Source organism: Pseudomonas sp. LF020 (genome assembly GCF_053456425.1).
On record NZ_JBRFIX010000009.1, the window covers coordinates 39,833 to 53,676 of the forward strand.

12 protein-coding genes are annotated in these 13,844 nt (G+C 62.6%); 3 read left to right on the forward strand and 9 right to left on the reverse strand.

What is annotated here, in order from left to right:
- Positions 1-66 precede the first annotated feature (66 nt).
- Positions 67-4,368, reverse strand: a complete 4,302-nt coding sequence (locus ACU680_RS20695; protein WP_448180389.1) for a DEAD/DEAH box helicase — start codon at positions 4,366-4,368, stop codon at positions 67-69.
- A 324-nt stretch (positions 4,369-4,692) separates the two neighbouring features.
- Between ACU680_RS20695 and ACU680_RS20700 the strand changes: the two genes are divergently transcribed.
- Together ACU680_RS20700 and ACU680_RS20705 are read left to right on the forward strand one after the other, a co-directional pair.
- A complete protein-coding gene (locus ACU680_RS20700; protein WP_041074483.1) occupies positions 4,693-5,577 on the forward strand; it encodes a sugar nucleotide-binding protein in 885 nt (294 codons plus the stop codon).
- The gene (locus ACU680_RS20705) at positions 5,570-6,499 is read left to right on the forward strand and encodes an NAD-dependent epimerase/dehydratase family protein (RefSeq protein ID WP_367085890.1); all 930 of its coding nucleotides are present in this window, start codon (positions 5,570-5,572) and stop codon (positions 6,497-6,499) included. Before ACU680_RS20700 ends, ACU680_RS20705 begins: the two co-directional genes overlap by 8 nt.
- Positions 6,500-6,750: 251 nt before the next feature.
- Here ACU680_RS20705 and ACU680_RS20710 read toward each other — a convergent pair whose 3' ends face one another.
- From ACU680_RS20710 to ACU680_RS20730, 5 genes are all read right to left on the reverse strand, one after another.
- Positions 6,751-7,449: an OmpW/AlkL family protein gene (locus tag ACU680_RS20710; protein WP_448180390.1), complete on the reverse strand. Its 699-nt coding sequence runs from the start codon at positions 7,447-7,449 to the stop codon at positions 6,751-6,753.
- A 249-nt stretch (positions 7,450-7,698) separates the two neighbouring features.
- Complete coding sequence (locus ACU680_RS20715; RefSeq protein WP_003228673.1) at positions 7,699-8,217, reverse strand: DUF3299 domain-containing protein; 519 nt, start codon at positions 8,215-8,217, stop codon at positions 7,699-7,701.
- A gap of 11 nt (positions 8,218-8,228) precedes the next feature.
- Positions 8,229-9,494, reverse strand: coding sequence for an ABC transporter permease (locus ACU680_RS20720; protein WP_400762682.1), 1,266 nt, complete (start codon positions 9,492-9,494; stop codon positions 8,229-8,231).
- A 1-nt stretch (position 9,495) separates the two neighbouring features.
- Positions 9,496-10,206: an ABC transporter ATP-binding protein gene (locus ACU680_RS20725; protein WP_007966120.1), complete on the reverse strand. Its 711-nt coding sequence runs from the start codon at positions 10,204-10,206 to the stop codon at positions 9,496-9,498.
- Between the two features lie 133 nt (positions 10,207-10,339).
- On the reverse strand, positions 10,340-10,942 hold the full coding sequence (locus ACU680_RS20730) for a DUF2796 domain-containing protein (RefSeq protein ID WP_448180391.1): 603 nt from the start codon (positions 10,940-10,942) through the stop codon (positions 10,340-10,342).
- A gap of 135 nt (positions 10,943-11,077) precedes the next feature.
- Between ACU680_RS20730 and ACU680_RS20735 the strand changes: the two genes are divergently transcribed.
- A complete protein-coding gene (locus ACU680_RS20735; RefSeq protein ID WP_448180392.1) occupies positions 11,078-11,431 on the forward strand; it encodes a hypothetical protein in 354 nt (117 codons plus the stop codon).
- 109 nt (positions 11,432-11,540) lie between these two features.
- Here ACU680_RS20735 and trxA read toward each other — a convergent pair whose 3' ends face one another.
- The 3 genes from trxA to ACU680_RS20750 form a co-directional block, all read right to left on the reverse strand.
- Positions 11,541-12,413 (reverse strand): thioredoxin, encoded by an 873-nt coding sequence (gene trxA, locus ACU680_RS20740; RefSeq protein WP_448180393.1) that lies wholly within the window; start codon positions 12,411-12,413, stop codon positions 11,541-11,543.
- Positions 12,414-12,611: 198 nt separating this feature from the next.
- Positions 12,612-13,265 carry a class I SAM-dependent methyltransferase gene (locus ACU680_RS20745; protein WP_448180394.1) on the reverse strand — a complete coding sequence of 218 codons (654 nt, stop codon included), beginning with the start codon at positions 13,263-13,265 and terminating at the stop codon, positions 12,612-12,614.
- A complete protein-coding gene (locus tag ACU680_RS20750; RefSeq protein ID WP_108590063.1) occupies positions 13,262-13,726 on the reverse strand; it encodes a YbaY family lipoprotein in 465 nt (154 codons plus the stop codon). Before ACU680_RS20750 ends, ACU680_RS20745 begins: the two co-directional genes overlap by 4 nt.
- Positions 13,727-13,844: the final 118 nt, after the last annotated feature.

Sequence of the window (13,844 nt, forward strand, 5' to 3'; positions counted from 1 at the left end):
ATTTGTGAACGACGCAGATCCCCTGTGGGAGCGAGCTTGCTCGCGAAAGGGCCAGACCTGTCGACATCAATGCCGGATCAGCTTGCTGCGCACCTGTTCCATGGTGATCTGATCCAGCTCGGTCCAGAACACCTGCTTGCCGGCAATCTCGGCAGCCACCGGCAAACCATCCCGATACACCAGCCGATTACTTACCAACGCCGGCAACTTCGCTCCCGGTAACAATGTCCCCGCCAGGTTCAATGGATCCACCCCGCACACCGCGATCAAACTGCCGTCATGCGCCCGCCGCCGTACCTCCCGCAGCAACGGAATCGCCTCCGGCAAGGCAAACTGTTCCCCCGCCAGACCACTGACAAAGCGCCCGCCGCGAATCTCGCCCCGGGCCTCCAGCCGATGAAACGTGCGCAGCAATTCGCGCCAGCTCGGCAGCCAATCCGCCTCGCGCTCCAGCAGGCGCCAGAACACTACGCCATAGCGGCGCAGCAACGTCATGGCGACATGTTCGAGAGTTTCGGGTGACGCCATCTGACCGCTTTCCACCTGTGGCCCGCGCCGCAACAACGCCCAGCGCCCGGCATCGTCCATGCCGCCGACAAATGCCCCGCGCCCGCGTCGACTGCTGCGTTGCTGGCGCTTGCTCGCCGGGGTGATCAGGGCGCGCAAACCGGCGAAGCTGTCGGCGTTCACCAGGCCGGCGCCGACCAGTTCCTGCAAGGCGATCTCCAGCTCGGTGCGCAACAGGTGCGCTTCGTGGATCAACTCATCGAAAAACAGCGCGCCGTGCTGACTCAGCGCCTCATAAACCTTTTGCGTTTTTGGCGACAGTTCGCTGACCGGCGTCTGCTCGGCCAGCGCACTCCACAACCCGACCTGACTGCGCGGCAGCAACACGATCGGCGTACTGCGCAACGCCGTGCCGCTGACTTTCTGCCGGGCGCTGAGGCGCGTCCACACCAGTTTGCCGTTGCGGCACAGGTCATCCAGCCAGCTCGGCGAATAGTCTTTCAGGCGTGCCGGGAGAATGTCGCTGTCCCACGCCGAAGCCGCTGCCGGGTAACCTTCGAACTGGCCGACAATCGCCGGCAATACCGCGCTGCCCTGACCGCGCGTAGCGCTGGACAAGTGCTGCCAGTCGAACAGAAAACGCATGAAATCCTGCAACGCCACCGGCTCGATTTCCCGGCGCAAGCGCTTGACGGTGTAGCGATGAATGCGCGCCAGCAGATGCCGTTCGCACCATTCTTCAACGACCACACCCGGAGTGAAATGACCGCGCAGTACATAGCCTTCACGCTCCAGTTGCGCGAGGGTTTGTGCGACTTGTGCAGCGGGCAGCGCCAGCGGTTCGGCAATAGCCAGGAGCGGCAGCGGGCCGAACGCGCCGAGCCGCGCGCGGACCACCTCGACCAGTGCTTCCTCGAACGTCCAAGGTTCGTTGAAACCAGGCAAGGCCTGCTGCTGCGGTTGCAGCGTGGCCTGTGGATAAAGCGCCAACAGGCACGTCAGGCGTTCACGTGCCAACCACAACGAATGTTGAGGATTGATCATCAGGCGACAGGCTCGACCACTTTCGGTCAACGTATCCAGCCATTCACGCCAATTCCCGTTGGCCTGAACTTCAGCCTCGTCGACGCATGCCAGACTCATCAGTGCCTCGTGCATTTCATCGACATTGGCCGGCGTCGGCCATGCTTCCTCGCGCACCGCGTTGATGGCGTCGGGGTCCAGCGCACCGAGATCGTCGGTGGATTGCGGATCGCTCCAGCGGCGGTTGATCACCGCTTGGGTGCGGCGTTCTTCCAGTGGTGCATCGTCGAGAAAGCTGTACGGCCGCGCGCTGAGAATTTCTGCCGCCAGCGGTGACGGTGCCGGCAGATCGCGGCTGATCAACCGCACCTCGCCACGCTCCATGCGCCGCAGCAGATTGAGCCAGCCGTCGCTGTCCATGGCTTCGTGCAGGCAGTCGTCGAGGGTTTGCTCCACCAGCGGGTGTTCAGGGACTTCGCGCTCGCCGGCGAGGTTTTCCAGACAGGCGATCTGATCAGGGAACACGCTGGCAATCAGGTCTTCGCTTTTCATTCGCTGCAGCTGCGGCGCGACTTTGCGCCCGCCGGTAAAACGCGGCAACGCCAGCGCTACCCCGGCATTCCAGCGCCAGCGCACGCCGAACAACGGCGCGTCGAGAATCGCCTGAATCAGGATGTGCTCGGCGCTGTTGCTGTGCAGGTAGCGCCAGACGTCGTCCAGTTCGAAACTGTGGCTGGTGGACAGCGACAGGACAATCGCGTCCTCACTGGCAGCAGCCTGCAACTCGAAATTGAAGGTGCGGCAGAAACGCTTGCGCAACGCGAGGCCCCAGGCGCGGTTGATACGGCTGCCGAACGGTGAATGGATGATCAACTGGGTGCCGCCGGACTCATCGAAAAACCGCTCCATCAGCAGCGTGTCCTGTGAGGGCAGGGCGCCGAGGGTCAGGCGTGCGCGGGCGAGATAGTCCACCAGTTGTTCGGCGCTGGCGCGGTTCAGGCCGAGGGTTGCGGTCAGCCAGTCGAGCGTCGGTTGCAAGTCGCCCGGGCTGGCGCCGAGCAGTTCGTCGAGGGTCGCTTGCAGGCGCGCCACCGCCGCAGACAATTCATCGCTGCGCCCCGGTGCTTCGCCGAGCCAGAACGGAATGGTCGGCGGCTGACCCTGGGCGTCCTCGACCCGCACCTTGCCGGTTTCCACCCGCAGGATGCGGTAGGAGGTGTTGCCGAGCTGGAAAATGTCGCCCGCGATACTTTCCACGGCAAAGTCTTCGTTGACGCTGCCGATATTCAGGCTTTGCGGTTCGAGCAGCACGCTGTAGTCGGCGTTGTCGGGGATGGTGCCTCCGCTGGTCACGGCGGTCAGTTGCGCGCCACGGCGACCACGGAGGGTGCGGCTGACGGCGTCGCGGTGCAGGTAAGCGCTGCGGATGCCCTGACGACCGTTGTAGCCTTCGGCGAGCATCGTCAGCAGCGCCTGATAGTGTTTTTCGTCGAGATCGCGATACGGCGAGGCTTGGCGGAACAGCGCCAGCAGCGCGTCTTCCGCCCATTCCCGGCAACTGACTTCGGCGATGATCTGCTGCGCGAGTACATCCAGCGGCGCTTGGGGAATGTGCAGGGTGTCGAGTTCGCCACGGCGCACGCAGTCGAGCAGGGCGGCGCATTCGATCAGGTCGTCGCGGGTGGTGGCGAACAAGCGGCCCTTGGGCGTGCCGCCGACCTGGTGCCCGGAGCGCCCGACCCTTTGCAGAAACCCGGCAATCGAGCGCGGCGAGGATATTTGGCAGACCAGATCGACTTCGCCGATATCGATGCCTAATTCCAGTGAGGCGGTGGCGATCAGCACTTGCAGTTCGCCACGCTTGAGCCGTTGTTCGGCGTCGAGGCGGAATTCTTTGGCCAGGCTGCCGTGATGCGCGGCCACCGCGTGTTTGCCCAGACGTTCGCTGAGGTGTCGGCTAAGGCGTTCGGCCAGGCGCCGGGTGTTGACGAAAATCAGCGTGGTGCGGTGTTCGCGGGCCAGTTCGGCGAGCCGGTCATAAACCAGTTCCCAGACGTCGTTGGCCATCACTGCCGACAACGGCACCGGCGGCACTTCAATGCCCAGATCCCGTGGCCGGGCGTGGCCGATATCGATGATTTCGCAGGGGCGATCAGTGCCGACCAGAAACCGTGCCACGGCATCGATCGGCTTTTGCGTGGCGGACAAGCCGATGCGGGTCAAGGGTTCGGCACACAGCGCCTGCAGGCGTTCGAGGCTCAGCGCCAGATGACTGCCGCGTTTGCCGGCAGCGATGGCGTGAATCTCGTCGATGATCACCGTGCGTGTACTGCCGAGCATTTTGCGTCCGGACTCGGAGCCAAGCAGCACGTACAGCGATTCCGGAGTGGTCACCAGAATGTGCGGCGCACTTTTGCGCATGGCGACGCGGTCTTTCTGTGGAGTGTCGCCGGTGCGCACCGCCGTGGTGATCTGCAGTTCGGGCAGGCCCATCTGGCGCAACTGCTCGGTGATTCCCGCCAGCGGGTTCTGCAGGTTGATGCGGATGTCGTTGGACAGCGCCTTGAGCGGCGAAACGTAGACCACCAGGGTTTCGTGCGGCAGGCCGTCAGGATTTTCCAGGCCACGGTGGACGAGGTCGTCGAGCACCGCGAGAAACGCGGTGAGGGTTTTACCGGAGCCGGTGGGCGCGGCGATCAGTGTCGAGCGGCGCTGGCGGATCAACGGCCATGCGCGGGCCTGGGCGGCGGTCACCGTCGGGAAGGTGTTGCTGAACCAGGCGCTGACGGCGGGGTGAAAGCCCGCCAGGGCCGCGTCCTTGGGGATGGGCAGATTCATGCTCAAGTTATGCGGGTGAGGGCGGCAAGATGCAAGTACCGCTCGGGATCTGCGCTGTTCATCAGGGCCTCATCGCTGGCAAGCCAGCTCCCACAGTAATTTTTGTTGTTCAAAAGTCTGGCAATCAACTCTGAACCCTGTGGGAGCTGGCTTGCCAGCGATGGGGCCAGTTGATTCGGCACAATTCCCGGCGATCTGCACTTTACGGGTGACGGTTGCGCACTAAACCCGCAAAATGCAACGATTCCGGCAATTATCGACGACGGGTGTCACCAGCACCGTCGCTAAAGCCATCGTTCCAATCAGACTGGGCCTGCTGACTCTATGCGAATGCGCCTTATGTTACTGGGCGGCGGAAATGCCCTTGGGCAGGCGCTGATTCGCCTCGGTGCAGAGGAAGACATCGGTTTCCTCGCCCCCCGCCCGCCCGAAGACGGCTGGGATGCCGCGAGCCTGACGCAACTGCTCGACGACACCCGTCCGGATGCGTTGATCAATCTCGCCTACTATTTCGACTGGTTCCAGGCCGAGACTGTCAGCGAAAGCCGTCTGGCCGGCCAGGAACGCGCCATCGAGCGACTGGCCGAGCTGTGCCAGCACCACAACATCATCCTCGTGCAGCCTTCCAGCTATCGGGTGTTCGACGGTTCGCGGGCGACCGCCTACAGCGAAAAGGACGAGCCGGTGCCGTTGGGCCTGCGCGGTCAGGCGCTGTGGCGCATCGAGCAAAGCGTCCGCGCCACTTGCCCGCAGCACGTGCTGCTGCGCTTCGGCTGGCTGCTCGATGACAGCCCTGAAGGTACCCTCGGACGTTTCCTCGCCCGCGCCGAACAGCCGGACGAATTGCTCATGGCCGATGACCGCCGGGGCAATCCGACCCCGGTGGATGACGCGGCACGGGTGATCATTTCGGTGCTCAAGCAACTCGATTGCGCGGCGCCGCTGTGGGGCACTTACCATTACGCCGGCCACGAAGCGACCACGCCGCTGGCGCTCGGTCAGGCGATTCTGACCGAGGCGCGCAGCCTGCATCCGCTGGCGATCGAAGCGCCGACCGCTCAGGCCCATGCCGCGCGGCCGGACGCCGCCGAAGAACCGCAACACGCGGTACTCGCCTGCAAGAAAATTCTGCACACTTTCGGGATCAAGCCCCGCGCCTGGCGCGCCGCGCTCCCGGCTTTACTGGATAGGTTTTATCGTCATGGCTGAAGGCCCTGTTTTAATCACCGGCGGTGCCGGTTTCATCGGCTCGCACCTGACGGATGCGTTGCTTGCGACCGGCCATTCGGTGCGGATTCTCGATGATCTGTCGACCGGCAAACGCGCCAACCTGCCACTGGATAACCCGCAGGTCGAACTGATCGTCGGTGACGTCGCCGATGCCGCGCTGGTTGCGCAGGCGATGCAGGGCTGCAGCGCGGTAGCGCATCTGGCGGCGGTGGCCTCGGTGCAGGCGTCGGTGGACGATCCGGTGAAGACGCACCAGAGCAATTTCATCGGCACCCTGAATGTCTGCGAAGCCATGCGCCAGGCCGGGGTCAAGCGCGTGCTCTACGCATCGAGCGCAGCGGTGTACGGCAACAACGGCGAAGGCGAGTCGATCGACGAGGACACGCCAAAAGCCCCGCTGACCCCTTACGCCTCGGACAAACTGGCCGGTGAGCACTACTTCGATTTCTACCGTCGCCAGCATGGCCTGGAACCGGTGATCTTCCGCTTCTTCAACATCTTCGGCCCGCGCCAGGATCCGTCCTCGCCGTACTCCGGAGTCATCAGTATTTTCAGCGAGCGGGCACAGAAAGGCCTGCCGATCACCGTGTTCGGCGATGGCGAGCAGACGCGTGATTTCCTCTATGTCGAGGATCTGGTCGATGTGCTGGTGCAGGCAATCGACAAGCCTGAAGTGGAAGTGGGTGCGATGAACGTCGGCTGGAATCAGGCGATGAACCTCAAGCAGATGCTGCAGGCGCTGCAAGACGTGGTCGGCGAGCTGCCTCCGATCAGCTACGGCCCGGCGCGCTCCGGCGACATCCGTCACTCGCGGGCGAACAACGCGCGTTTGCTGCAACGCTTCAAGCTGCCGGAGCCGACGCCGATGCGCGTGGGGCTGGCGCGGCTGCTGGGACGCTAAATCGAAAAAACAAAAAAGGCGCCTTTGCAGGCGCCTTTTTTGTGGGCGGGGTATCGCTTTGACGCTCGGTGCAATCCCTGTGGCGAGGGAGCTTGCTCCCGCTCGACTGCGCAGCAGTCGCAAATTCAGTCAACGCGGTTTTTCTGAAGCACCGCTTTTGCCTTGTTCAGGGCTGCTTCGCAGCCCAGCGGGAGCAAGCTCCCTCGCCACATTAGCCCGCATTCACCACCACGCGAATGTTCGACTGTTGCTTAGAACTTGTAGCCCAGACCCACCATGTACACAAACGGATCGACATCAACATTCACCTTGGCACGGGTGCCCGGTGCCACCGCGGTGTTCTCGACAGTCGCGCGGGTGTCGATGTCGATGTAGCGCACCTGGGCGTTGAGCATGATGTTGTCGGTCAGCATGTAGTCGGCGCCGACCTGCCAGGCCAGGCCCCAGGAGTTTTTCGCCTTGAAGTTGCCGAAGCCGTTGGATTGGGCTTCGCTGCCGACGTGCTCGTCGTAGATCCAGGTGTAGTTGATGCCGCCGCCGATGTATGGCTGAAATGGCGACTTCGCATCCAGCGGGTAGTACACGACGCTGAGGGTGGGCGGCAGGTGTTTCAGGGTGCCGAGTTTGCCGTTGGCGGCTGGCAGCGCGGTGCCTTTGATTTTTACGTCATGCTCGAACGGCGAGGCCGCCAGCAACTCGATCCCGATGTTGTTGGTCAGCATGTAGGCGAAGTTCAGACCCAGTTGGGTGTCGCTGCTCATGGTCGCCTTGCCGCCCAGGTTGGTGCCGCTCAACGGACCCTGATCGACCTTGACGCTTGAGCTGTCGGCCTTCGGGTTGACGGTGATCGCACCGGCGCGAACGATGATGTCGCCGGCTTCGTGGGCGTGGGCGAGCGGGGCTGCGAGCGCGAGGGCAAACAGCGAGGCGCTGAGCAAGGACTTGTTCATGGGGGCTCCAAAAGGACGTTAAAAGCTTCTGATGTCCTATGGTATGAAGCCAACTGATACGGTCTTTTGACTCAGCTCAATGAAACAGTGAAGGGATGGTTTTTTGTGGAACCTTGGCCGGCCCCATCGCTGGCAAGCCAGCTCCCACAGGTTTCGTTGGTGATCACAAAATGGGTGAACGACTCGATCACTGTGGGAGCTGGCTTGCCAGCGATGGGGCCATTGAAAACAACACAGAGCCGCCGGAATTTACTCCGGCAGCTCATACACATAAATCTTGTCCGCTGCCATCTGATACCCGGCATCCGCCAGTTCGCTGGTGGACGCCTTGACCTGCAACGGTCCCTCGACCCAGTACGGTTGATACAGTTCGTCGAGCTTCACGCCCAGCTCGCTTTTCACATGCACGATCTGGTTCGACGGCGGTGGCGGCACGTGGATGCAGGCGCCGAAGTACGGCACCAGCAGAAAGTCGGTGGTGCGTCCTTCTTCGTTGACTTCCAGCGGCACGATGTAGCCCGGCAGGCGGATGTTCTGCCCGTCCAGGCTCTGCACCACCGGCGCGTTGGGCATGTCCTGTTTCGCTGCGGGCGCCGATTCGGCGGATAGCGCATCGCTCATCTTCGACATGTCGTGCAACGGCGTCATGTTCGGCACTTCCGGCGCGGCGTCCGGCGGGATCATCTCCGACCAGGTCAGGTCTTTCGGCGCCGCTGCCCACACGGGCAGGGCAACCAGCAACAGCAGCGCGAGTACGGCGCGGGGCATGGTGAACATCCTCATAAACGGATCGACAGGCCATCGGCCAATGATTGGCGATACGCGCGCCAGGCCGGCACGCTGCCCATCAGCAGCGCGGCCGCCAGAATGCCACCGAGCAGCGTCCATTCATACTCGCTGGGCCACGCCAACGGCAGATACAAACCGTAATTGGCCTGCACATAACCCTGCGCGGCGGCGATGCCGATGTACAGCAAGGCCAGTCCTGCGATCACTCCGGTCAGCGCCAGCGCGAAAGCTTCCAGCACCAGCAGGCTTGCGATGTGCCACGGCCGCGCACCGACCGAACGCAGAATCGCCATCTCGCGGCGACGCTCGTTGAGGCTGGTGAGAATCGCCGTGAGCATGCCGATCAGCCCGGTCAGCACCACGAACAGCGATACCACGAACAGCGCCTTTTCAGCGGTACTCATCAGGCTCCACAACTCCTGCAACGCCACGCCCGGCAGGATCGCCAGCATCGGCTCGCCTCGGTATTCGTTGATCTCGCGTTGCAGGGCGAAAGTGGAAATCTTGCTGTTGAGGCCGAGCATGAACGCGGTGATCGCTTGCGGCGTCAGGTCCATGTTGCGTGCCTGATCCGCCGTGATCCGCCCGTTGCCACGCGCCGGCACACCGTTGTGCCAGTCGATGTGAATCGCCTCCATACCGCCGAGGCTGATGTGCAGCGTGCGATCCACCGGGGTGCCGGTGCGCTTGAGAATGCCGACCACGGTGAACGGTTTGTCGTCGTGCTTGACCAGACTGATCGCCGCCACGCCGTGCGCCAGCACCAGTTGATCGCCGAGCTTGTAATGCAGGGCTTCGGCGACTTCGGCGCCGAGCACCACTTCGAACGGATCGCTGGCAAACGCCCGGCCATCAGCCAGTTCCAGGTGCTGCTGGCGACCGTATTGGTAATGCTCGAAATAGGCTTCGGTGGTGCCCATCACCCGGTAGCCGCGATGGGAGTCGCCGAGGGACATCGGGATCGCCCACTTCACTTTCGGATTGCTGGCAAAGTGTTCGAAGCTGTCCCAACGAATATTGTTGGTGGCATTGCCGATGCGGAACACCGAGTAGAGCAGCAGGTTCACCGAACCGGAGCGGGCGCCGACGATCAGGTCGGTGCCGCTGATGGTGCTGGCGAAACTGGCCTTGGCCTCGGTGCGCACGCGCTCGACGGCGAGCAACAGGCACACCGACAGGGCAATCGCGAACGCGGTGAGCAGGGCGGTAAAGCGGCGGTTGGCCAGGCTGGCCATGGCCAGACGAAACAGATACATCTCAGACCTCGGCAGACGTGGCGGCGCGATTGAGCTCGGCCAGGGACAGGTGACGGTCGAACAGCGGCGCGAGGCTCTGGTCGTGGCTGACGAACAACAGGCTCGATCCGGCCTCGCGGCATTCGGCGAACAGCAGGCGAATGAAGTTTTCCCGGGCATCGTAATCCAGCGCCGAGGTCGGTTCGTCGGCGATCACCAGTTCCGGCTGACCGATCAAGGCGCGCGCGGCGGCGACCCGTTGCTGCTGACCGATCGACAGCGAATCGGCGCGGCGACCGAGGATGCTTTCGTCCTTCAGGCCCAGGTGGGCGAGCAGGGTGGCGGCGGCTTGATCGACGCTGCCGTGCCGCTGTTTCGCCCGCTCTGCACGCAGCTTCGAAAAGTGGCATGGCAACTCGACGTTCTCGCGCACCGAGAGAAACGGCAGCAGGTTGAACTGCTGGAAGATGTAGCCGGTGTGATCGACACGAAAGCGGTCGCGGGCGCCGGCACCCAGTTCGGTCAGTTCCTGGCCGAGCAGGCGAATGCTGCCGCGCCCGGGTTTCTGCACGCCACCGAGCAGGCCGAGCAGGGTGGTCTTGCCACTGCCGCTGGGACCTTTGAGGAACAGGGTTTCGCCCGGTTCCAGGCGAAACGCCGGGATGTCCAGCAGCGGCGGGTGACCGGGCCAGTTGAAGCCCAGGTCGGACAGTTCGATGAGTGCTTGGGTCATGGCACCAGTTTCATGGTTGATCACGGGCCTGTGTAGGAGCTGCCGAAGGCTGCGATCTTTTGATCCTGTTTTTAAAGGCAAAATCAAAAGATCGCAGCCTTCGGCAGCTCCTACAGGGGATTTTTTCAGGCAATCAGAATTTCAGGGCGGCAGCCTTGGCGGTCACTTCGGTACCCTGCTGGCCGCTCGGGCCGATCAGTTGTACCTGAATTTTCTGGGTCGCCGGGAAGGTATTGAAGATGTTCGCCAGATCCAGGGTCTTCAAGGCGCCTGGGGTGGCGCAAGTGAATTGGTAGTGGGCGTGGATTTCGCTGTGATCGTGGTGATGCGCTTCAGCGCCCTTGGCATCTTCGTCGTGGTCGTCATCGTCATGCTCGTCAGCATCCGGCTTGTCGCCGAACAGCGGGCTTTGCAGTTCCTGGCTGGCCACTTTGCAACCGGCGGCGGCTGGCAGGCTGAACAGCGCCAGCGGGTTTTCCAGTTTGGTGCGCGCGGCCACGACTTTGGCTTTGTCGGTGTCGCTGGTGGCGGCGTGTTCGAAGCCCACCAGATTCATCGCCGGGCTGTCCAGTTCCAGTTCCAGGGTCTGGCCGTCGAGCGCGGCGTTCAAACGACCGACGCCGTGTTCATGGGCGCCGAGGCTGCCGTGCTCATGGTCATGATCGTGCTCATCGGCAGCGTGGGCGATGGCCAGCGGCAACAGGGCAAACGGCAAAGCGAGCAGCAGACGACGCATGGCGGTCTCCGGAAAGTAAAGTGAAGAGTTTGTTATGTAATCTTATAACGAAAGTTCGCAGAGTTTGCCCGCCTGCTTGGCGTTGCACAAGTCCCGTGGGAGCATGCAGGTCAGAAATGTGCAGGAGCGAAGCAGATGTTGCGGATACGCGGAACCGTTGGCGCGACGCCGGTGGATTTGACGGTGGAGCTGGATGACAGCGATTGGGTGAAGCTCGGCTCGGCTCTGAATGTGCAGTCGCCGATTCAGCCGGAGATGGCGGTTGCCCCAGCAGCCAAACCGCTGAATCAGGACGAGGCGTTGTGGCAGGTGGCGAAAGATCTGTTGCGCAAGGCCGGGCAACTCAGCGGGCCGGATTTGCTTGAACAGCTGGAAGGGCTGACCGGTAGTGCAGCGGCGGGCAAACGCTTGCTGGTGCGCTTGCGCCACAGTTCACAGGTGAAAGTGGCGAGCGGCGGCGATACGCCGCTCTACAGCTGGGTCGAGTGAGCCGCAAAAGATCGCAGCCTTCGGCAGCTCCTACAGGTTCATCCGCAAAACATGGTGAACCTGTAGGAGCTGCCGCAGGTTCGGGCCGCGATCGGACGATCTTTTGATCTTAATAAAGCGCTGCGAACACTTTACGGCGGTACATAGTCACCAGCGGATGATCATTGCCCAGCAACTCAAACACCTGCAGCAAGGTCTTGTGCGGCAACCCTTCGCCATAACTGCGATTACGGATGAACAGCTTGAGCAAGGCCTCCAGCGCCGCTTCGTATTGCTGACGCGCCAGTTGCTGGATCGCCAGTTGATACACCGCTTCGTCGTCCTGCGGATTCTGCGCAAGGCGCGCCTTGAGGTCGGCGGCATCCGGCAGGTCGCGGGCCAGGCCGAGGAACTTGATCTGTGCCTTGGCGCCGGCCAGTGCGGCCTTGTGTTCATCACTCTTGACCGCGTCGAGCATGGTTTGCGCTTCGTCCAGTTCACCGCGCTCGGTCAGGCAGCGGGCGTAGAGGATCAGCGCCTTGGCGTTGCTGTTGTCTTCGGTGAGCATCACCACCAGCGCCGCTTCGGCATCGGCGAAGCGTCCTTCATCGAACAGCGCCTGAGCCTGTTCGAACGGATCGGCGGCGGCTGGCGTTGGCATCTGCACATGCGGCTCAAGCAGTGCACGCACCGCGGATTCCGGTTGCGCACCGGCAAAACCGTCCACCGGCTGACCGTCCTTGAACAGCACCACGGTCGGCAGGCTGCGGATACCGAAGCGGGCCACGATGTCCTGCTCGATGTCGCAGTTGACCTTGGCCAGCAGCAGTTCGCCCTGATAGCTCTCGGCAATGCCTTGCAGCATCGGCATCAACGCCTTGCACGGCGCACACCATTCGGCCCAGAAATCCACCAGCACCGGTTTGTTGAAGGAAGCTTCGATCACCGACTGGTCGAAATCGGCAGTCGTGGCGTCGAAGATGTACGGCGTTTGCTGACTCATGGGGGATCTCGTAAAAGCGTGAATGGGGCAACTATACGGCTTGGCGGGGGGTGGCCGGAAGCGGGGCAGATTTGAGAGGTGTACCGCTAGGCAGGACGCCATCGCTGGCAAGCCAGCTCCCACAGGGTTCTGTGTCGTAGACGAAATGTTGGTTCGACTCGGTCACTGTGGGAGCGGGCTTGCCCGCGATGCTTTTGGTTAGCGCCGCGCGTGGTACAGGCTCACTTGCCGAAACTCTTCCGGCTCCGCCAGATCCGGCAAGGTCATCGCCTCAAGCATTTCAATCCGCTCATACAACGGATGACGAAAATCCCGCACTCGCGAATCCGCCACCAGTGCCTCGCGGCCACGGCTGAGAAACCCATCCAGCAGCGGCAGGTTTTCGCGGTCGTACAACACGTCGGCGACCAGAATCAGATCGAAGCGATCGGCCTCGGTAAAGAAGTCCGTCGAATAACTCATCTGCACATCATTGAGTTGAGCATTGGCCCGGCACGCAGCAATCGCCAGCGGATCCAGATCACAGGCCACCACCTCCAAAGCCCCGGCCTTGACCGCAGCAATCGCGGCGATCCCAGAGCCGGCGCCGAAATCCAGCACCCGCTTGCCACGAACCCACTCGGGGAACTGCGCCAGATAGCGCGCCACTGCCAGACCGCTGGCCCAGCAGAAACTCCAATACGGCGGTTCGTGGAGGATGCGCCGGGTTTCGTCGGGGCTGAATTCACGATCCATGTTGTCGCCGTCGATCAGCCACAGCTGCAAATCGGTGCCGGGCAATGCGCAGGCCTTGAGCCGCGCATCACCGAGCAATTCACCCAGCGCCTGTTGCAGGTCGAGCGGTGCCGTCATGGTGCTTTGACAAATTGCAGCTGGCCCAGCGCCTGAGTGGTCGGCTGGGTGATGGTTTGCGACGGCAGATGCAGGATCAACTGGCCCGACTGCGTGGCGCGCCCGCGCAGCTCGACCCGCGCGCCGGCCGGAAAGGCTTCCGGATTGAAGCGCAGGCGAAACGGCAGGATCTGGTTGTTGCCGATCAGGCTGGAACTGGCCAGCAGTTGTTGTGGGCGCGACTTGTCATCGATCACCAGCAGTGCCAGTTCGACTTCAGCCCCGGCCGGCACGCCTTGCAGGGTGCCGCTCAGTTCCCGTTGATAGGCCGGCAGCGGGCCGAGGTCGGCTGCTTCTCTGGCTTTTTTCTGCGCCTGCTGCGGCGCAGGTCCCGGTGTCGGCGGTTGCGGCTTGGGCTTGTCGCTGCCGCAAGCCACCAGCAGGGCGAAAAGACTGAGCAAAACGAGCGGTCGTAGCGACATTGGCAGCTCCAGAAAATGAAATCCGTGGATCAAACGATCATGGCAGTCTGTATACCGCAAACCCTATGGCTTGTCTTGCCACCGGGATGCGCTACCATGGCCCTCCCTTTTTTTGTTG